The sequence below is a fragment of the Grimontia kaedaensis genome, assembly GCF_023746615.1.
In the GTDB taxonomy this organism is placed as follows: Bacteria; Pseudomonadota; Gammaproteobacteria; order Enterobacterales; family Vibrionaceae; genus Enterovibrio; species Enterovibrio kaedaensis.
Map to the genome: position 1 here is coordinate 238,848 of NZ_CP082276.1, position 20,942 is coordinate 259,789.

General features: G+C 48.1%; 16 protein-coding genes and 1 pseudogene. 3 read left to right on the forward strand and 14 right to left on the reverse strand.

Annotated elements, in window-relative coordinates:
* Positions 1–158: 158 nt before the first annotated feature.
* The 11 genes and pseudogenes from K6Q96_RS17940 to K6Q96_RS17990 all read right to left on the reverse strand — a co-directional run.
* Positions 159–1,592 carry a sigma-54-dependent transcriptional regulator gene (locus K6Q96_RS17940; protein WP_251881531.1) on the reverse strand — a complete coding sequence of 478 codons (1,434 nt, stop codon included), beginning with the start codon at positions 1,590–1,592 and terminating at the stop codon, positions 159–161.
* Between the two features lie 100 nt (positions 1,593–1,692).
* Positions 1,693–4,782, reverse strand: a complete 3,090-nt coding sequence (locus tag K6Q96_RS17945) for a PAS domain S-box protein (protein ID WP_251881533.1) — start codon at positions 4,780–4,782, stop codon at positions 1,693–1,695.
* A 59-nt stretch (positions 4,783–4,841) separates the two neighbouring features.
* Complete coding sequence (locus tag K6Q96_RS17950; RefSeq protein WP_251881535.1) at positions 4,842–6,383, reverse strand: response regulator; 1,542 nt, start codon at positions 6,381–6,383, stop codon at positions 4,842–4,844.
* Between the two features lie 3 nt (positions 6,384–6,386).
* Positions 6,387–7,094, reverse strand: a complete 708-nt coding sequence (locus K6Q96_RS17955) for a P-loop NTPase family protein (RefSeq protein ID WP_251881537.1) — start codon at positions 7,092–7,094, stop codon at positions 6,387–6,389.
* Positions 7,094–9,193, reverse strand: a complete 2,100-nt coding sequence (locus K6Q96_RS17960) for a polysaccharide biosynthesis/export family protein (RefSeq protein ID WP_251881539.1) — start codon at positions 9,191–9,193, stop codon at positions 7,094–7,096. The genes K6Q96_RS17955 and K6Q96_RS17960 overlap by 1 nt, the downstream gene beginning before the upstream one ends.
* Positions 9,190–9,999 (reverse strand): OmpA family protein, encoded by an 810-nt coding sequence (locus tag K6Q96_RS17965; protein ID WP_251881541.1) that lies wholly within the window; start codon positions 9,997–9,999, stop codon positions 9,190–9,192. The genes K6Q96_RS17960 and K6Q96_RS17965 overlap by 4 nt, the downstream gene beginning before the upstream one ends.
* A 26-nt stretch (positions 10,000–10,025) precedes the next feature.
* Positions 10,026–10,352 carry an STAS domain-containing protein gene (locus K6Q96_RS17970; protein ID WP_062663503.1) on the reverse strand — a complete coding sequence of 109 codons (327 nt, stop codon included), beginning with the start codon at positions 10,350–10,352 and terminating at the stop codon, positions 10,026–10,028.
* Between the two features lie 507 nt (positions 10,353–10,859).
* Positions 10,860–12,683, reverse strand: coding sequence for a response regulator (locus K6Q96_RS17975; RefSeq protein ID WP_251881543.1), 1,824 nt, complete (start codon positions 12,681–12,683; stop codon positions 10,860–10,862).
* 180 nt (positions 12,684–12,863) lie between these two features.
* Positions 12,864–14,354 carry an O-antigen ligase family protein gene (locus K6Q96_RS17980; protein WP_251881545.1) on the reverse strand — a complete coding sequence of 497 codons (1,491 nt, stop codon included), beginning with the start codon at positions 14,352–14,354 and terminating at the stop codon, positions 12,864–12,866.
* Positions 14,355–14,534: 180 nt separating this feature from the next.
* Complete coding sequence (locus K6Q96_RS17985; RefSeq protein ID WP_251881547.1) at positions 14,535–15,545, reverse strand: succinylglutamate desuccinylase/aspartoacylase family protein; 1,011 nt, start codon at positions 15,543–15,545, stop codon at positions 14,535–14,537.
* A gap of 362 nt (positions 15,546–15,907) precedes the next feature.
* Positions 15,908–16,160: pseudogene (locus K6Q96_RS17990) on the reverse strand (putative basic amino acid antiporter YfcC); the annotation flags it as partial.
* 124 nt (positions 16,161–16,284) lie between these two features.
* Between K6Q96_RS17990 and K6Q96_RS17995 the strand changes: the two are divergent.
* Positions 16,285–16,866, forward strand: coding sequence for a hypothetical protein (locus K6Q96_RS17995; protein ID WP_251881549.1), 582 nt, complete (start codon positions 16,285–16,287; stop codon positions 16,864–16,866).
* Between the two features lie 315 nt (positions 16,867–17,181).
* Here K6Q96_RS17995 and K6Q96_RS18000 read toward each other — a convergent pair whose 3' ends face one another.
* Together K6Q96_RS18000 and K6Q96_RS18005 are read right to left on the reverse strand one after the other, a co-directional pair.
* Positions 17,182–18,060 (reverse strand): DMT family transporter, encoded by an 879-nt coding sequence (locus K6Q96_RS18000; RefSeq protein WP_251881551.1) that lies wholly within the window; start codon positions 18,058–18,060, stop codon positions 17,182–17,184.
* A 176-nt stretch (positions 18,061–18,236) separates the two neighbouring features.
* Positions 18,237–18,872: a DUF1826 domain-containing protein gene (locus K6Q96_RS18005; protein WP_251881553.1), complete on the reverse strand. Its 636-nt coding sequence runs from the start codon at positions 18,870–18,872 to the stop codon at positions 18,237–18,239.
* Positions 18,873–19,084: 212 nt separating this feature from the next.
* Here K6Q96_RS18005 and K6Q96_RS18010 point away from each other — a divergent pair, with 212 nt between their 5' ends.
* Together K6Q96_RS18010 and K6Q96_RS18015 are read left to right on the forward strand one after the other, a co-directional pair.
* Complete coding sequence (locus K6Q96_RS18010; protein ID WP_251881555.1) at positions 19,085–19,591, forward strand: hypothetical protein; 507 nt, start codon at positions 19,085–19,087, stop codon at positions 19,589–19,591.
* 133 nt (positions 19,592–19,724) lie between these two features.
* The gene (locus K6Q96_RS18015) at positions 19,725–20,111 is read left to right on the forward strand and encodes a DUF2306 domain-containing protein (protein WP_251881557.1); all 387 of its coding nucleotides are present in this window, start codon (positions 19,725–19,727) and stop codon (positions 20,109–20,111) included.
* A 45-nt stretch (positions 20,112–20,156) separates the two neighbouring features.
* Here K6Q96_RS18015 and K6Q96_RS18020 read toward each other — a convergent pair whose 3' ends face one another.
* Complete coding sequence (locus K6Q96_RS18020; protein WP_251881559.1) at positions 20,157–20,885, reverse strand: MipA/OmpV family protein; 729 nt, start codon at positions 20,883–20,885, stop codon at positions 20,157–20,159.
* Between the last annotated feature and the right edge of the window lie 57 nt (positions 20,886–20,942).

Genomic DNA, 20,942 nt, shown 5'->3' on the forward strand with positions numbered 1-20,942 from the left:
TTTGGTAGAACCCCTCAGGCAGCTTTTGTGACGACTTTCTCCTCCGTTATTGGTTTCTCATTCAAGTCTGCTAGACGCCGAAGCCTCTGCCTTGAATAAAATCGTCACAAACTGCTGAAAAAGTCATCACCAAAGATAAACATACTCTGCAGGCTGGCTCAGGCTTCGTCGGTTTCCCACGCTTGTTTTTTTCGATACAAAGTCGAAGGGCTGATCTGCAGCAATACTGCTGCCTTCAGGACATTCCCATCACAGTAAGCGATGGTTTTCTGAATGGCTTCGCGCTCAATTTCGCTTAGCGGACGAATGTCAGAGTCTGGCGCTATCTCCTCACTTGAAATCTCCGAATTGACCTCAGTGGGCGCAGGTTCAGGTTTCATGGTTTGGGTGATCGAGCGTATTTCCTGATCGCTCAGCGTTTCGTTTAGCGGTGGTGGTAATTGCTTAATGGTCACAGATTCACCATCGTGAAGCACCACCACGTTACGCACCACGTTCTGAAGTTGGCGGACATTGCCAGGCCAAGGGTAGTGACGCAACACAACTTCTGCCTCAGGTGAAAAACGGGTGAACTGCTTACCTTCTTCTTTGGCATAAGACACAAGAAAGCTGGTGGCAATGGATAGAATGTCATCGCCACGTTCGCGAAGTGGTGGCATAGCAAGAGGCACAACATGCAAGCGGTAATATAAATCTTCACGGAAGCGGCCTTCGGCGACTTCCTTCATGGGATCCCTGTTGGTGGCGCAGAGAAAGCGGATATCTACGGTTTCTTCTTTGCTGGCACCGACTTTCTGGTAACGTCCAGTTTGAATAAAGCGAAGCAGTTTTTTTTGTAATTCCAAATCCATTTCGCAGATTTCATCAAGGAATAGCGTGCCGCCATTGGCTTGTGCCGCAGCGCCTTTCCTGTCGTTGCTTGCACCTGTAAATGCGCCCTTCACATGACCAAAAATTTCGCTTTCCATCAAGTCATGAGGGATGGCGCCACAGTTTAGGGCAACAAAAGCTTCACCGGCTCTTGGGCTTTGGTTGTGAATGGCTTCGGCACACACTTCTTTACCTGTTCCGCTCTCACCGGTGATAAACACGGTCGCCTTGCTTGGCGCAGCAGAGTCAATGATGCGGTAAACGTTCTGCATAGGTAGACTGGCACCAATAAACCCATGGTAGGTGTGGCGCTCAAAGCTACTTTGAAGATCTTCAACCAGTCCTTGCAGACGGGCATGCTCAAGGAGATTTTTGATGGTAGTTTTTAGTCTCTCTGCACTGACAGGCTTTTCGAGAAAGTCGACCGCACCCTGACGCATCAAATCTACTGCCGTGTTTAGCGTGCCGTGGCTGGTAACAATGATGACAGACGAAGGCAGACCCTGTTTCTTAATCCATTGCAGGATTTCTTCGCCAGGCATGTCTGGAAGCTTTAAGTCGAGGAGAATGAGATGAGGTGTGCTCTCCTGGAGGTAGTCGAGCGCTGCCTGTCCAGTTTCTGCACAGGCGAGTTCAATTGGCTCGTTCGCCAAGTACTGTTTGTACAGATTGGCGAGCGGTAGCGAGTCTTCAATGACCAGCACACGGTACGTTGACTTCATGTGATCTTATTCCTCTTTATCGTCATCTTGCTGCGTACCCTTGCTGGGAAAGATGACCTAAGTTTTTGTTTTATATTGAGTGTAAGACAATTTGATCTGGTCACTGCTCAGAAAAGCCTTTTTCTGCCCTAACTTCTAAAGCTGCGAAAGATTTTTCTGCAACCTCAGCAATGGCTTGGGCGCTCTCGAGTGCCAGCTCAAAGTTCTGGTCAATACAGTGTTTTTCAATATTCCGGCAGAAAAGACAAAGTTGCTTGTTGCCGTGCGCAGCGGCGCTACTACCCAACGTGTGGGCTTCAAATTCGAGCGCATAATGGTTGGCGTCCGATGCTGCAGTCGTGATTGTCTCAATCCGCAGGCGAGCATCTTTGATGTAGAACTTGATGAGATCTGGAACCAAATCTGCTGATGTGTCTCTGGCAAGCTGAACAAGCGTCGGCTCATCGACAATAGGTTCGTCAACAAGGGTCTCATCAACAACAGGTTGCTCCGTCGCTGTCTTTTCTCTGATAGCTTCCGTTGAGACGGCTTCTTGATGTGGAGAAACGAGTTGTTCCTCTTTGTCGATGGTGTTTTCAATAGATTCTGGCTTAGCTTCAGCATTGTCAGGTTGCCAACGTGCAAGACAATCCAGAATTGACTGGCGAGTGAAAGGCTTGGAAACAAAGTCATCCATACCAAGCTGTATAAAGTGTTCGCGATCTCCGCGCAGTGCATGTGCTGTGAGCGCGACAATAACGACATCTTTGGTAGGTGAGCCCATGGCTCGGATTTTTTTGGTTGCTTCCATGCCGTCCATGCGTGGCATAGATATATCCATCAGCACGATGTCGTAAGGAATACGGGATACGGCCTCGACGGCCTCTTCGCCATTGCTGACGATGTCGACAGACAAGCCAGAGAATTCCATCATGGTACGAAGAACAATCTGATTAGCGGGATTGTCTTCTGCGACCAAAATGCGCAGGGAAGACGAAATATTATTGTCGACTTGCTGCTTACGTTTATTGGTGGCTTCCAGTGATTGCTGATCATCAGCAATATCAAGCTCAATGGTGAAGGTAAACACGGATCCTTTGCCGACCTCACTCATCACCGAAATCTCCCCATGCATTTGGCTGACCAGCTGTTTACATATAGCGAGTCCCAGACCACTTCCCTCGTGAATCCGGTTATAGGTCGCTTCAGCCATGGTGAATTCGTCAAACAGCGTCGGAATGTGTTTCTCATCTATGCCGATCCCTGTGTCTTTAACATCGAACTGAAGCTGCACAGAGTCTGGACGGCGGTGGAGGCATTTGAGCGTAATGCTAACCGCTCCGGCATTGGTGTATTTCACGGCATTTGAAAGCAAGTTAAGCATGATTTGGCGTACCCGATCGCCGTCGCCCACCAGGTACTTGGGAACCCCCTCCACAATGCGGGATGTTAGTTGAAGGTGTTTGTTTTCTGCCTGCGGATACACGATGTCGACCGTATGCTCAAACAGGTCGTACATATTGAAGGGGTTATTTTCGAGCGAGAGTTTGCCCGCTTCCATCTTCGAGAAGTCGAGAATGTCGTTGATGATGGCAAGTAGCAGCTCACCGGACTCGCGCGCCGTCTTCACCAGTTTTCGCTGGAGGTCATCAAGCTCGGTTTCTTTAAGAAGTCCCAACACGCCTAGTACACCGTTCATTGGCGTGCGAATTTCGTGGCTCATGGCGGCGAGGAAACGGCTTTTTGCACGGTTGGCGTTCTCAGCGGCAAGTTGCATTTCCTTGAGTTTTTTCTCCCCTCGTTTTTGGCCAGTTAGGTCAAAGAAGTGCGCAACATAATGTGTGAGGTCACCGCTTTCATCGGTAATTGAGGTGATGGCCATATGGACTGGAATTTCGTGTCCATCTTTGTGGCGCAAGCGCATGTCACCATCCCAGCTTCCTTCAGAGTGGAGAATTCGCCAGATCTTCTTGTGGAATCCCAAGTCTTCTGGGTTTGCACTGAGTGACCTTGGTTTTTCCCCCTCGACTTCTTCGCTTTGGTAACCGGTGATGGCGGTGAATGCAGGGTTGCTTCGAATAATGTGCCCTTTGTTATCTGCGATGAAGACCGGTTGAGACGTCTCGAAGGCATGTGCGGCTATTTTGAGCTCGGTCTGATTCTGCAGGCGTTGAGTGATATCACGAATGTAGGAAACGAAAATATGTCCTTTTTCGGTCTTCGCGGCGGAAATAGAAATCTCAATCGGAAACTCCCGCCCGCTACGCCGAATCGCTGGGAGCTCTATACGCTTATTGAGCACGGGGCCTTGACCAGTTTCAAGGAAATGGCGCATGCCTTGAATGTGCATGTCGCGCATTGGAGGAGGGATGATGGTGTCTGCCATGGACTGGCCGACAATGTCATCGCGATCCCAACCGAATATCTGCTCAGCAACGGGGCTGAACTCAATGATGATGTCTTGATCGTTGGCGACTATGATTGCGTCGTGTGACGCTTTGTAAATAGCTTCGCTTTGTTCCTCGATTTGCCGCGCTTCGCTGTAGGAGTAACGCTGTTCTTTCAAAGAGCATTGAAGCTGGGTATAACTTTGCTCTAGCTTGTCTTTTGTATTGAGAATCAGGTCAACTGTTGCGCTGATGTCATCTGAGTAGTTAATCAGTTTCACGTTGTCTGGGTCGGTGTTCATGCTCTGGAGATGGTTCAAGCGTTTTAATGGACGCATGGCGCCGACCATCATGAAATAGAGGGTCAAAATGGCAATGACAGCGATCGCGATGGTGCTGAAAATAATGATTTGGCCGAGTTCAGATGAGGCCGACTCAAAATGTTGTGCTTGAAAGCCAATCACTGCATCGATATTGGGAACCGGACTTTTCTCAATAGGAACCGCAACCGTGGTGACTTTGATAGTCGGGTCGCGGCTTGAGTGAGAGTGAGCCCAAATATCACCGCCGTTTTCAATTGTAAGGTATAGGATCCCTGGCTGTTTGGTGATTTCGTCAGCGATGCGTTGAAGGCCAGCAAGGTCACGGCGCTCGAGATAGGGCAGAGTGGTTAAGGTAACCAGCTGGGAAATATGCGCTTCGAGATGATAAACATCATGTTCTTTTTCTTTTTTCAGCAGTGTTGCGGCGAGAGCAATCATGACTGCCAAAATGACAGAAAAAATGATGGCAACGTTTAAAACAGCTCTAATGCGAATTTTCAAACCAAACCTCCATTTCTCTGATGTGCGTCATGTGGTTCAATAACGAGTGGATGTATCTTTCAGTCTAGTACAGGGTCGACGTATTCCAATAGCATGATGGTGGCGTCGTCGCGGTGCCAATCTCCATAATTATCAAAAACCTGAATAACATGTTGAACGGCTTCGGCAACGGGAAGCGACAATGTGTTTTCCAGTTCACGCATCACGGCCTTTTCGAGAACCTGCCGTCCATCGGCAGAATCTGCTGCTTCAAACAATCCATCTGTGTATACGGCGATGCGTTCTCCCGATTGGAGTGAGGTGGTCTGGGTTTTGTAGTCAGCGCCATACAATACCCCAGGCATAATACCGCCCACGTCCAGCAGTGCCGCACCGTGCTCATTGACTTTGATGGGGGCAGGGTGTCCAGCGGTGGCTACGGAAAATTTTGCGTCACCGTAAAGGGCGACAGAGCAGCAAGTAAGGATGACCTGAGAAAGCAAATTGTCGTCCATGGCACAATCGGAGAGGCGACTGAGCAGCGTACCGCAGGGATCATCAGTATCATCAACGTGGTACATAAGCCCGCGAAGATAACCCCCATAGGCATATGAGAAGAATTTTGCCGCCACATCGTGACCCATTACGTCGACCATATTGATCATGAGGAAGTCGTCGGTATCGCGGTGAAGAACCAAATCACCGCCGCCGATGCCCGTATTTCTTGTGGCAAATGCTATTTGCCATTGTCGGGACTCTGCTGGCAAAGAAGGCGTCAATGCATTAGTGATGCGATGGTTTACCTTGTCGGTGAGCTGACGGTAGATTTGTTCGGAGCGGTGCAAAACCCGCCGAGCACTCTGAACCAATGCAGATTTGGTGACAGGCTTAAGAATGTAATCATCAATACCTAATCCCATGGCGTTGTCGCGTATTTCCTGACTGTCCGCATATGTGAGGAAGATAAACGGCGTGAGCAAAGTATTGGTCTGATTGTGAAGTGCCTTTTTTAAATCCAACCCGTCCATGCCTGGCATCCGAATATCGGAAATAACCAGATCTACGTTGTTATTCATCAGAAACTGGAGTGCGTCCTGACCGTTGGATGCTTCTGACACTTTGAAGTGCTCAGAGAGGTAAGCACTGATCAGTCTGCGCTGGCTGTCATCGTCTTCGACGACCAATACACAAGGTCTGGTCGCCACTTGTTGAATGCTCCATTTGAGGGTGAGGCGGTTTTCCCCAAAGGTGGTACGTTTTGTGTATTCAAGTCCATCTGTCAGGCTGTGGATCAAGGCTAAACCACGTCCGCCTTCCTTTTCTTCAAAAGTGTCTAGTGATTTAACGCGGCTAGCGAGAGTGGGATCCCAGCTTTCACCGTCATCGTCAATGTGAAGCAGCCACAGTCCATCAACGCATTCCAATGAGACTGCGATAAATGTTGGAAGAGGTTCCGTGTGTTCCAGTAGATTAGCGGCCGCTTCAGAGAAACAAAGCTGAATCTTGTTAGAAAGATGATCGGCGACACCGCGTTGCTTGAGTGTTTGACCAAGCCGCTTGCGAGTATCACTGACTTTTCCTAGTGTCGCTGGTCGACAGATTTCCTGAACTACTGAGACCATAGATTAAATCTCCAACGACAGCAGATGGCTGCTGAATATCGACTTGCGGAGCTTTTGCGTGAGTTTCGGGAAGCGATTCCCTAACCTACCAATCTCACGGAGGACCTCGGTTTTCAGCGATGGATTGTTTTTGTCGTTCATGACACAACCCAACAGATGGGCACCCGCGTCATTGAGCTTTTTGACTGATTCTGATGCTTGCGCTTCTGTCGTCTGACCGGACATGACCACCATAATGGTGCCATCAGAAGCCGCTGCCACTCGCTCTGGAGGAATATTATTGGCATTGAGGCGAGCCACTGGTGAGGTATCGAAAATGATCAGGTCATAGTCTTTGTGCCATTCCTCGACATACGTTTCCAGCGAGCCCGGGCGGCGCAGTTCCATGATGGTTTCACGCTTGGAAGGCGCGATAATGCCGGTAAAATAGGTGTTCTCTCCATCTACACCAACAAGCTCAGGGTTGGGCAGATAGTGATTGTCATAGGTGGTCACCGTCATACCTTGGCTCACCAAGCTTGGGTGGTAGAGGTTTAGGTCCACAACCAAGGTAGACTGGCCAGCGAGCAAAGAACGATGAGCGATAGCCGATGCCAGCGAGGTGACGCCTTCGCCAGACTCCGTGGCAGTGATAGTAAGGGTTTTGTAGTTGTTACGAACGATTTGAAAGTAAATACGTTCGATTTCGACATTAAGCGGCGAAATAAACATCACAACACTCCTATAAGTGCGGCGATACCAGCGAGCTGGAACAGGTCAGTAATACCCTGTCGGATTTTCTCAGCGGTACTTTCGTCTTTGCTCGGGATATACACCGTATCTCCGGCCCGAAGAACGGGTAAATCCTGAAAACGAGCTGTGCGGCTGAACTCTGAAAGGTTGAAAGTACGTGCCTGATCGCGGCAGCAGGATAAGTTCACCACAGTGATTTTCTCAACATATGCGTTGTTGGAAGTGCCGCCAGCTTCGGCAAGCAGGTCCAAAATCGTCATATGGTCGTCAAAGTTATAGCGCCCGGGTTTGTTAACCGCGCCTAGCACCCTAATAGTTTCTTCTTTAGGGCGGTCAAGCCAGTTCCTGTCTTTTTCCGGGATATAAATGGTGTCGCCGATATTCACTTCTGGCAGTAAGTTGGAGTCGCCAGTTTCAAAAAACAGGGCGAGATTCAGACGGCTGACCCGGGCATGTTTACCATCCAGGTGGGTAATGCGGATATTGTGCAAATCCGCATTGGCAGTCGGACCATCTGCGGCGGAAAGAATATCCAGAAAGTGCATTTCTTCTGTAAAGCGGTATCGACCGGGTGCGCCCACCTGTCCGAAGACATAGATGGAACTGTCTGAACTTTGGCGAATCCATTTGGATTTGTTATCGACAGGATCATCGGGCAAGTCATGCACACGCACTGTAGAGCCCGCGCGAATTTCTGGTAGCTCGCTGTCAGGGCGACCTTCGTTGATAAAGGTGTCCAGGTTGAGCACGTAGGTTTTGGTGCGGTTGCCACCGATAGGTGTTACTACTTCAATACGGCTGGTGTCTGCACGTGAAGTTGGGCCTCCGACATGAGCCAGCAAATCCAGCAGTGACATTTCATCTGACCATTCTACGCGGCTGGGACGCAATACTTCGCCAATAACACGCACCGCACGTGAAGGAGCCACTTTTAGCCAGGATTTTTCATTCTGATCTAGCTTTTCCGGCACAAAGATAGCGTCACCCGGCTTAATGGCGGGCATTGGGCCACTCATCCGGCCATCTGTGAATTCAGAGAGGTCAAAAGGTACAGTCGAACCATCCCGTCGGATAATTCGGATTTGGCGGCTGTCAGCAAATCGGTTTGGGCCGCCAGCATTGGCAAGAATATCGATAAAGGTAGCCTCTTCTTTGCCCTCATAAGCCCCAGGTTTTGCGACTTCACCCATCACATAAACAATGTTTGAACCGGCTTTGATCTCTTCTTCCTGCTTGGGTACGAAGATGGTCGCACCAGCGACGATGGTTGGCAGAAGGCTTTCATCACCGGAGTCGAGGTATTTTTTAAGGTCAAAGATCTTTGGTTCGTTTCCTGATATGACACGGATTTGCTCAACGGCTGCGTAGCGTGTCACACCACCGGCACGCATCAACATATCGACAAGATTGTTTTCGTCTTTGGCTGAAAAGCTGCCGGGGCGCAGCACTTCCCCGAATACTTTTATGGCTTCCCTGTCTTCTGCTGCATCACCGGAGTCTGCAAGCGCTGTGGGGTCGAAGGTTTGCTCGATGTTACCGATCATGGGAGAGACTGGGATGAAAAGCGTATCTAATGAACGCAGTTCGGGCAGAATGGCAGAGTCGCCCGTATCAAGAAATTTCTTATAGTCGAAGATAATGACTTCTTCGCCACGGCGCAGTTGGAAGCGGTCAAGTTGGGCACCTGCTCGAAGGCCTCCTGCAGCATAAAGTGCCATTTGAACCGACGCATTTTGGTTAAGCGTGAATTCGCCTGGCTCCTCCACATAACCTTCGATGGTGACTAAAAGCTGTCGTTTGCTGACGAATACCTGCAAAGACGACAAATCTCGAATGACGGCGCTGAGGGTCTCTTTCACCGCGGCATCCAGCTCTGCTTCTGACATCCCAGTCGCTTCAATCATGCCGACTTCGGGGAGCGTCAGACGACCCTGACGGTCTATCTGGAATTCTTTATTGAGTGTGACTTCACCGGGCAACATGATGGCAATTTGGTCACCCACCTGAACACGATAGTCATCTGCTTGCGCTGTAAAGCTCAGCAACAAGGCAGCAAAGAGGGCAAAAATTCGGTTCATAGCTTGGTTCCCCCATTGCCAGATTTCGATCCAGCCTCGATGACTTCGATCGAGACGCGGCGATTGACCAAGCGGGTTTCAGGCTCATTGCCTTCAAACAGAGGATCGGCTGAGCCAACAGCTGCGACAGTAATGCGCGACGGTGCTAATCCGAAAATCTGCAAGTAACGTTTGACCTGATTAGCACGGGCAAGAGATAGCTTTTGGTTTGCAGTTGAGTTTCCGATTGAGTCTGCATGCCCCGTTACATGGAGGCTGTATTGAGGAATATCACGGAGAAGGTGAGCGGCCTCCGCGAGGTGCCCCATGTATTTTGGGTTAACTTCTGGTGAGTTGAAAGCAAACTGATTATCAACATTCAGCAGAGCATAGATTTTAGCAGCGAGGTCAGAGGCGTTGTTGTAGCCGTCTGCTGATGCCGGTACACAAGCACCACTGCGCTTTACAGCATCTAGCTGCTTTTCGAGTCTTTCAAGAGTGGCACGTTGGATGATGATGTCATTGGCAGCATCAAATTCGAGTCCGCCATGTAGCTCACGGACAATGCGATCTTGTATTCTTCTGGCTTGCAGCACGGTGGCTGGAAAGCAAAGCTCGGCTCCTTCAAGCACCAACACATCCAAATGTCTGGCACCGAGTTCCCATTCAAAGCGTAAACCGTGTTCAGGGCCTAGTGGCTCATCTGGCATAACAGGAGAAATGGTTGAATGATAAGCCTCAGCCATACCACCCTGACCATGATCAGGAAATGCTGAACAGCCTGAAAGTACTGTAATCGCAAAGGTAAGCGTAAAGAGTTTTCTCATCCCGTTTCTCCCTATGGCGATTCGGTTTACTGAGTGGTTTGCGCAGCTTCTACAGAGATGGCGCTGTTGATGCGCAGCAGTGTGATGATTTCCATGGGTTGGCCGTGCACATTGGTCAAAGACAATGTGTGGCCTTTGGCTTTGAGTCTTTTGAACAGAAAGACAATGGCGCCAATACCGGAGCTGTCTAGGAAGTCGACTTCACCCAAGTTCATGGTGATGTCAGACATTTTCTCTTCAGCAACGAGCTCATCGAGCGTGGGTTGTGCTTCGCTGCATCCTTGGGCATCCATGTCGCCTCGGACGATGAGTAGGAGGGATTCATCAGGCTGTTTAATGGATTCAATTTGCATGATTTTTTTGCCTCACCTGTATAGATATGGGTTCTAATGCGAATTCCGTACCATGTTGCAATATCAAATAAAAACAATGGGATAATTAATGTTGGATGATAGGCTTACTTCGGCTTTCTCATTTTGGAAGTAAAAATGAGAAAAGCTCGCAATCATCAAATTGTGCTGAAATATCGCGATTCTTTAGGGCTAGAACAAAATTTATTCACTAAAGATCAACAGCCCTTAGTGTAATTGTCTCAAATATAAGATAGAAGTAATTCGATGTTTTCGCGGGAAACATCGGTGGAATTGTGGTGAACGGGGAGTAATTGGATCTAAACCGACGATAGTTATGACGCAAAGTTATCGGTCATGATATGCATCTAGGTGGTTACAAGCTCATGCAAGGTTGGGCACTACCTCCTCCCTAATTCAAACAGGTTTTAACATGAAGCTTGGGGTGGTAATTGAGAAAGCGCCTTACCTCTCCGCGTTGGCGAGAGAAAAGCGCTTTGGTCGGTAAACTTAAGCGTCAAAGCTGATGTGCTTCTTCCCTGTCCAGTTCTCAATCACATCGATCATAGTACGTTTGTTGACGGGCTTAGCGAGGAAATCATCCATGCCCACTTCTTTGCATTTTGCTTTATCTTTCTCACTCACGTTGGCGGTCATGGCAAGAATAGGCAGAGTACGTCCTTGTTCGTTGAGGGTTCGAATCGTTTCACAAGCAGTGAATCCGTCCATCTCGGGCATTTGTAAGTCCATTAACACCAGAGCAAATTCGTCCTTTTCGACCGCATCAATAGCCTCTTTGCCGTTATTAGCGGTAGTGACCCTAAAGCCTGCTCGCTCTAACATGGTTCTCGCAATGAGCTGGTTGGCGACGTTATCTTCCACCAGAAGAATGGCAGTTCCAGTATCGCTTCTGAAGGCTTTGCGACTGAGTGTCTCGGGTTCATATTCTTCTGGGTAGTGGAGTTCACAGGGCAAAATAACGGTGAATTCACTGCCAAGTCCAACGTGACTCTCCAGCTTGATTTCACCTCCCATCAATTCGACCAGGCGCTTTGATATCGCAAGGCCCATTCCAACGCCACCATAAGTACGTGAGAAGGTTGCGTCTTTCTGGGTAAAGGGTTCAAAAATCAGGTTTTGATATTCGGGTTCAATACCGATACCGGAATCGCGGACTTGAATACGTAGTCCACTAGGAAACTGGTGGTTAAGCATTAATTCTACTTCACCAAACTGGGTAAATTTGATCGCATTTCCCACCAGATTGGTCATGACTTGGGATAGTTTGCCCTCGTCCGTTTTTGCCACCACGTGATGATTGAGGCGATCATCGAGTCGAAGTTGGAGCGATTTGGCGTGTGCAGATTTCTCGAACATTGAAATTACGCCTCGAGCCATTTCCGCCACATCAAACTCTCTCTCCTCAATTTTGATCGCACCGACATCGATTTTTGAGTAATCAAGAATGTCGTTGAGCTGATTAAGCAGAAGATGCGCAGCATCGTCCGCCATGTTAGTGAGTGTTTCACACTGCTCAGGGAGCTCTTCTTCTTTGAGTATATCGATGGCTCCGAGGATGGCGTTCATAGGGGTGCGGATTTCATGGCTCATGGTTGCTATGAACTGTGACTTCGCCATGTTGGCGGCAACAGCTTGTTCACGGGCATGATCGAGTTCTAATTCCCTGAATTTCAGGCGTTCAATATGGAATTCCAAATCATCAACAGATTTTGAGAGACGTGTGATTTCATCTAAATGCTCACGGGGATGGCCTTCCTGTTCAGCCACACCTATCAGGCGTTGATTGATATTCGATAGAGGGCTGAAAATCATTTTTTGTGAGATGAGGTAAATCATGAAACCTAGAATCAGCAAAGTGATCGCTGTGTAAATGCGCATCTTTTCTACATGAAGTTCAATGTCGGCCATCATCTGCTTCTTACTCATGGAGATTTGCATGTCGCCAATGCGAGTATCACTGAAGTTGACGGGGTTGACGAAGTTGAGGGCCATCGGATTGTCGTCGTGTGGTTTGTCACCCCATTGACCTATTTCTACTCCACCTTCAGTGACAATGGATATGTAGCAAAGGTCCGGGTAGTGCTCGGCCATCAAAGCGAGCTTGTCATTCAGTGCTCCAGAACTTTTTGTCAGCACGTCGGAAGACAGTGCGGATGTGAGTGCAGAGAAGTTAGCGCGGATTTGGTTATCCATGCGCTCAGAAAGATAGTTGCGCTCGAAAGAACGAACAGCTTCTCCGGCGATAAAGCTCAGCGCCATTGTCAGCGCTAGAACGGACAGCATATATTTCAACCATAGTGGTAACTGCTTCATCATCATCTCCTTCGCTGTTCTCGCCTGCCTAGCTGTTTTAAGCCTTGGCCTCTCACTTTGAAAACGACTTTGACAGTCACTTTGACCAGTTCGAGCGCGATTCCTGCCAATTTCAAAAGGTTGGAAGAGTGCTAGAGGAGATAATGCAGGGACTTTGCCAAGTTTCCGATTTACATGTAATTAGCGTTTTTTAATAAATGGATTTGGAGGCGGCTCTGGCTCGGAATTGTCTTTGGCTTCTTGTTTTGCAGAGCGGTTTCTTTGCTCAAAAAGGTCTGCCTCTCGAAGCGACACATACCTGAACACTGAGGCTGTCAGTGCTAAGAGGATATATATAGGCCAGGTAAAACCTTGGGTGAGGAAGGTCCCTGACACACAGAATGCGACGATGCCAGAATAAAGCCCTTCAGAAATCGCGCGGATGACAGGTCCATATTCGACTGGGTTAGCCATAACGATTCCTGTCGCGCGTTTTGCGGAAACGAACACCGTAATGGTCATGACCATAAAGGCGATAAGCCCGATAAAACCAGTTTCACCTAACACGCCAAACCAGGTGCTGTGTACAGCGTGGTTTAAGCCATCCCAATGCTTAGAATATTCAAAATAGTTGAAATAGAAGTTGTTTAAACCGACACCTGATAATGGATTGTCGACTGCCATATAAAAAGCTGCTTCCCAAGCGTAAAGACGACCAGCGGCGGAAGCATCCAGGCCTTCCTCTGCAGCACCACCCGATTTACGGCCGCTTATCCCTGCTGCCACAAACAAGACTGCCGCAGTAATACCACCACCAATAAACAGCAGGGTTTTCGATTTCACCCGACGCCAAGCTAACACACCAACGGCAGACATTATGCCTAATAGTCCTCCACGGCTTTGTGTCGCAATAATGGCGGAGAAAATGGCAACCGCTGAGAGAAAAGCGAGAAAGCGAGTCTTCTTTGATAATCCGGGTGTCATTAGGATGCTGATAGTAAAAGAAAAGGGGAACAGAAGTACCAACGCTAAATCGTTAGGGTCGCCAAGCACAGAGCCTAACTCTCGCCCAACGGTGACGCGTGTTCCTTCCACCATGCCGATGCCATTCACTTTGTTGAACAAGGTCACAATCGCGACGGCGGTACCTGACACAGTGATCATTATCATGGCATTGCGATAGTGATGTATGCCGGTTAAAAGCCACGCCAAGGCTGGCGTCATAATGCCGATTTTTACGTAGATGTTTTTAAAATAGGCGATGGCTTCGCCCACGTTGCTAGAGAGAGGAATACCAATAAAGACCAACGCAAAGAAGATGTAAAAGGCATTCAGTTCCTTGGATGTCCACATTTTAATTTTGCCGCTGAGGCCGATATGCCAGGCAAGTGTCGTCAGGGTACCGAGCGACAAAAGAAGCGGGAACTTAAGGTTATAGAGTGGTGCAAAAGCTTCGTGTAAGCGGAAAAAGGAAAAGGCAATAAACAGCAGACCAAGTAATACAGGCTGAGAAAGAGTGATAAGAATCGCCAGAGGGACCAGACCAATAGCAACCGGGATCACTGGATGAGGAATAACCAGCCACACCATGCAAGACAGTGCGACAAACGCTGCCGTCGCATGAACGAAATGCGTTCTTATGCGGGTAAGCAGAAGTTGTCTTTGCTCGTTAAGCCATTCGAATAATTGCATTTTTCTGAGAAAGATATTCCATGCATTGAGTAAAGCAGAGATCCGAGCAAAATGTGCGCCAGAGAAAGAAGAGAAACAAAGTGCTTTAAAAATAATGAAGTAGTGCAGTGAAAATAAAAAACGCGCCGACACGGCGCGCTTTTTATGATTTTGCATGTCAAATCGGGAAGTGGAAAGGAATCAGAGTGTTGCGCCAGGATGTATTAAGCGAATAACCAATGAACCTGCTGCACGCATGGATTCAACATTGTGGCTTAACACCACACCACCTTCCGGCGCATGGTAGCGGTATTCCTCTTCACCAAAGCTGTCGTATTGGATCGCTAACACCTGACCTTTCTCCACAGCTTGCAATAATTCAACCTGTGGAAGAATAAAGCCGCCCTGAACAGCACGAATACTGGTCACGCGAGCGCTTTCAATCGCTGGTTCCACTGCTGCAAATTCGCCATCAATCAAACCGTATAGAGTGAAGATGTTGAGTACACCGCGAACCGTACGATTCACCATTTCTATATCGGTATAACGGCCGACACCAGCTTCAACCGTGATGCTCGGAATGCCATTCTGATTCCAAACGGTTTCCAGGATACCCGGGTCGCCTGGATCGTTCAGAATGGCATCTGGGTTCATCAAGCGCGCCATGTTAACAGCGTCATCCAAACGATAATCCGCGAACACATAAAGCGGATAGCGGGTGCCAGATGTTTGCGTATGCAGGTCAATCGCAAGATCGGCATTTGGCTGGAGAAGGTTACGCCAGATCGGATCAAGATAGCGTTGAGGTTCGTTACCTTGCGGATTGCCCGGGAAATGGCGGTTCAGGTTGCCACAGGAAACGTCAGGGTCAGAGGAAAAGAAATCGCGGCTGTGGTGCAGCATACCGCTTAGGTTGACGGTAGGTACGATGGTCACGCAACCTTTCAGTGATTTACCACGCAGAGCACGGGCAATCGCTTGTGCTGACAAAACACCATTGTATTCATCGCCATGAACACCCGCGGTGATCATGATGTTCTTGCCCGGTTCAGTGCCTTTAAACACCCAGACAGGAAGATGTTGCCACTGTGCCAAAGCATCGGTTGCGGCGCGGAACCAAAACTTGTGTGCACCTGCATCCAGTTGGCTCACATCAAGTGATGAAATCACTGACAATCCGTCGATTTTGTTTCCTTCAATACACTTAGTCATTACGTAATTTCTTACTTTTAAGAATTTTATGGTTCGTTAAAACTCAAAAAAGGCGAGATTGTCATCCCGCCTTTATTCATGTCGATGTACCCAAACAACCTGAAGATGCAGGATTCAGCGAGATTGACTGGCGTTTTGCTCGCGGCGTTCCTTTGTAGGTGTAGTCACCTCCATCAAAAAGGAACAACAACGAGCACGGCGTCAGTCAACTCGCCCGAAGGGAGGGCCTCAATGCGCCCACTTCTTCGTTAAATTCCACGGAAATAGAACGACTATTCCTCGTGAAATTTGCCTCGAATTGAACGCATTGATGACCTCTGAATGCGAGCATCTTCAGGCTGTTTGGGTACTATACTTTAAGCTTACGCGAAGCCAGTGAGATGTGCACTCACAACTGTGATACTTGCGATGACAAAAAGTAAAAGCATAAATCCCCAGACAAACTTCGCCCAGTTACCCCAATTAATTCAAAACACACAGTGCAGTCATCACTGAAGCAGATGTCGGTGCAATGATGTTGATAAATCCCTCACCCAGCTGGAAAGCCAGAACTGCGACCTGATGCGCTACACCAGCAATGTCAGATAAAGGTGCCAGCAATGGTATGGTCAACGACAAGGAAAATGACTGTCTCCAAAAAAGTTTGGATTAGCCAATGGGATCCAGCGATGACCGGTGGCAGTTGGAGCGAAGTTGTTTAGAATGAAAGGGGCAAGGCATGGATGTAAGAGGAGCAGCAATGTCTTTTGATCTGAAGAAGCTGATTGAGCGTTGTGAAGAAGCTCTGGAACATGAAAACCCGCAACAAGCCACTAAGCGATTATTGAGAGAAAGTCTCCAAGATCCCGGTTCGGTCAAATCAGCACTCATGCCCGGTAACCGAGCAGATTTCGAGTTTCTGTATGAGTCAGATAACCTCACCATTCTTCATTTTATTTGGGCACCTAAAATGACCATGCCCGCACATAATCACAACCTATGGGCAGTTGTGGGTGTCTATGAGGGAAGAGAAGATCATATTTTTTGGCAAAAAGCTGACAACAGTGAATATGGAGATGCTGACATTCGTCCTGTTGGTGCTGCTTCCATTGGTGTAGGAGAAGTGCTGAGTATGGATAGCCACGCAATTCATTCGGTGACCAACCCTACATGTCTTTTTGCTGCAGGTATCCACATCTATGGAGGTAACTTCAGAGAGACGGACAGAAGTGGCTGGGATCCCATCCTTCTTCAGGAGACACGATTGGATGCCGAAAAAAACCAAGCCATTTTTGATGTGGAAAACGATGTATTGGATTTGCTCAAACATAGGCATAAATAGAAACGACCAACCCAATCTACTGTGGTTTACACGTCGCCGCTGAAGAAGCCACTGAACATGGGGAATTCAGCCGTAGCTATCCTCTCTGAACTCAGAGTTTGTTCGTAGCTTCTAGCGTCTGTTCGCCAAAGGTCACAAGACGCTATTCGTTCTGTTCGACTTCACAAAGGAACATAAGAAAATCACGTTTCTAATCCTTGTAGTCCTGATTGTTCTTGCTGGTTTCTAGATCGAACACTGGATTTCATTTACGGGATGAAGGTTCAATACGACCATCAGAAAGAAACCGAAGTGAGGTTGCTGACTTAACCATTATTAATGGCCAACTCGCAACTTGGGCGCTTTCATAACAAGGAACACTGCCAGAGCACATACCGCAAAGCCGATAATAGTGGCCGTTGAAAACGCTTCATCGAAAAAGAGCCATCCCTGAATAGCGGTAACGGGCGGAACCAGATAAATCACAGAGGTGACTTTAGATGCTGCGCCTTGGCCAACCATGTAGAGGTATAGCAATACCGCAATGACTGATAACGCCAGTACAGACCAAATCATGGTGAGGGTGAACGTTAACGACCAAGTCACTTCAAAGCCTTCCACCAACCAAGCCATCGGCAAAAAGAACACACCAGCTGCAACATATTGCCACATCGCACAAGCAACCAAATCAACACCCTGACAAAAGTGCTTTTGGTACAAAGTGCCGAGGGTAATGCCAAGCAATGCCAGAAAAACGAACAGATAGGCATAGAAAGGTTGAGCGTCGATATTCCAGCTCATCTTGCCCTGCACGACCAATGCGATGCCGAAAATACCCGCGAACAAGCCAACCCACTGTGCTGGATTAAGCCGCTCGCTGGAAAGATTAATCACAATCAGAGCGGTGAGGATTGGCTGGAATCCAACCAGCAAAGATGACAAGCCAGCAGGCATGCCAAAACCAATCGCTGCAAACACCCCGCCAAGATAAAAACCGTGTATTAACAGCCCAGACAGTAGGACGTGAAACAGCACTTTTCCTTTGGGCATCAGGGGTTTCATGACACCCAAAATAACGATAAACACCGAGACGTTTAGCACCATGCGAATAAAAAGGAAAGTGGCGGCATCCGCATACGGAAGGCCAAATTTGGCACCGATAAAGCCTGTGCTCCAAAGCAATACAAAGATAAAGGGAATGGCGCTTTTCAGCATGGGGCAGCAATCCTTGCGCTATGAGAGTGAGTCGAGAGGTGATTAAAACGCAATCAGTGTTTGACAACAAGGAAAATGATTGCGTCCAAAAGCATATAAATTCATGTGAGTAAGTGGGTCAGTGTATGAACGACGAAAAGCCCACAGATGTGAGCTTTATGTGTTGGTGAAGGAGGTTAAGACAACCAATCCAAACTGAGCAGTAATCTTGGGGCACTTCCGGGGGCAGGAGAGCGATGAACAATACCGCGGCCTTCATTGCCGACCCAGGCTTCACCTTTTAATATCGCTACGGCCCCGGTGGGGATTTCTTTGATACCAGAAGGGGCGACAGATTGCTCTGGTAATTGCCCCGGTGAGCTAGAGCGCTCAACGTCACTCTCATCAATCCATTCCGTACCACGACCAGAGTATGTAACCAGCAATCTGGCTGGGACCCGGTCGATATGGAAACGTGGGCACATAGTTGTATCCAATACCTGCAGGCGAATACCCAACGCGTCGGGCTCGAAAAGGCATCGATACATTTCGATCACATCTTCCACATCCGCTAACCAGCTTTCTATACCTTTGAGTTCCAACGCCCATTTAGGCAGAAGTTCCCAGATAGACAGCGAATTTTCGAGTGTGACAAAGCGATTGTACTTCCCTACCCGAGTAGCGAACTGGTCGGCAAACTCTCTGCAATCTGGTGAAAGCTCGCGTTGCCAGACGGTAAGATTCACGTCTTCCCGGAATATTTCGGTTAGGCATTCTGGGTGGGTATTCTGAACCGTCACTGGCCGGGTGACTGTTTCGAACTCCGCTATCATGGACAGTCTCCAAATTGTCTCGTAATTGAAATGTTATAACATAACATTTCAGTGTGTGCGACTACATGGAGTATTGCAGAAAGAAGTTGTTTTGATTCTCTTCGAACTGAAATTCGTTCTTGAAAATGAAGCATCTAGGGAGGAGGCGTCTGATTCAAACTAGATCATTGATTAAAAAAAGATATTTACTATGGTGCCAAGGATAGGTAAGCATGACGACTGAATCTTCGACAGAGACCCGAACATGGGATTTTAACAACCGCTTACCGCTTGCATTGAAATTGTTCTTTTTGCCATCACTGGCATTCTTTGTGATTTTCTTGATGAATCACGAATTTGAACTGACGTTGTTTTTAGCATCACTACTCGTTTTCATCGTATTCTTTTTGTTCTTTGGTTACCTGTTCAGTCATGAGTTGGTGGAAATTAACTCGTCTACACTGGAGCATTCTCATCATCTGCTTGGTGTGACCTACAAAAAGAGGAAGTACCCACTTGGACACATACATAACTTGCGTGTGTACCCAAGCATGTCAAAGCCGTCTTTTTTTGACCCTCAAGGCCCTTTTTCAGAACAATTGAGGCTGCATATGCTTGGCGGCTCGGTCGTGTTTGATTATGGCCCTCTATATCGAAGTATTCAGATGTTCAAGGGAATGACAGAGAAGGAGGCGCTAAAGTGTGTCGCCCAAATGACTGAGTTGCTAAATGAATATTGATTGAGAGGTCACTCGCTAAGCAATCTCTTGTTTCTGAAGCCAACTCTGGCTTTTGATACCTTCGGCGAAAGCTTGAAAGTAGCTCGCTATCTGCGTGTTTCTGGAGAGATGATCTGAAAGGGAGCTAGAGAACATGGAAAGTTTGGGGCTGATTTATTTTCATCTGGTAACGGCAGTGCTGTCATTTTTGCTGGGAACCTATTTGCTTGCCCGCAGAAAAGGTAGCCCCCTGCATAAACGGCTCGGAAAGGTGTATATGCTGTTAATGATGGCTACGGCCATTTCTACCTTGTTTATCCCGTCGCAGGTGGGGCCTAAGGTGTTCTATCACTTTGGCTACATTCATATTCTCAGTGTTGTCACCCTTTACACCATTCCTGAGTCCTTCATGGCGATCAGAAGGGGTAATGTGAAAAAACACCAGCAAAGCATGGTGATTTTGTATGTTTTGGCGCTGCTGGTGGCGGGTGCATTGGCGTTTACACCAGGAAGGTTACTGCATACTTGGCTGTTTGCTTAGTTGCGTTGAGTAATAAAAGAGGCTGCTTGGCAGCCTTTTTTATTATCAAAATTTATAGACAGCTCCAAGGCTGAACTCCCAACCTAAATCGTTTTGTGCAAGGCGGCTGTCACTGTCATGGTGCTCAAGTGCAACTTGAGAAATGGCCAACCAGCTTTCAGAAAGATCGTAAAGGGCGATAACACCGCCTTTGTACACCCAGGTTTCGTCAGCGTTGAATTCGGCTAAGCCAGATGCAGAAGACTCCTGAGCTGAGATGGAATACAGATGTTGGGAAAGCTTCTCGTCGCGATAATTCAGTTCCACGTAGGGTGACAAGACAAAGTCAGCGATGGGCGTGTCAAACGCTCGGCCGAGATGAAGTTGGATTTCGTAGCCGTTGTGCTCGTCGGTGACATCATGAAGATAAGTGAGGCGCGCACCCACAGTACCCAGTGTAATGCCAAGCTCACCGTTGCCATCTCGGTTATTTATCCCTGAAGGGATGTTGTCGAAATCGTTAGAAACCTCTGCAAAGCGAAGGTTACCGGAAAGGCCAATAAACGGGATCGGGTTGTAAGTGAAAAGGCTGCCATCAATAAAACCATGCTCACTGTTATAGAACACGTATGGCTCAGCCCCGACTTTTGTGCCTTGATTTGAAAAGACCGATTCCCCAACAGTCAGTCCGGCACCGACAAAACCAAAATCCTTGTATTTATCCTGTGCTAATGCCGGCGTCGCGATGACAGACAGCAACAGAGGGGACAGAATTGATATGACGCATTTTCTCATGATAGCTCTCCTTTCTATGAAAAAGAAGAACTGTAATGGAGGAGGTTTCTTTCAGCA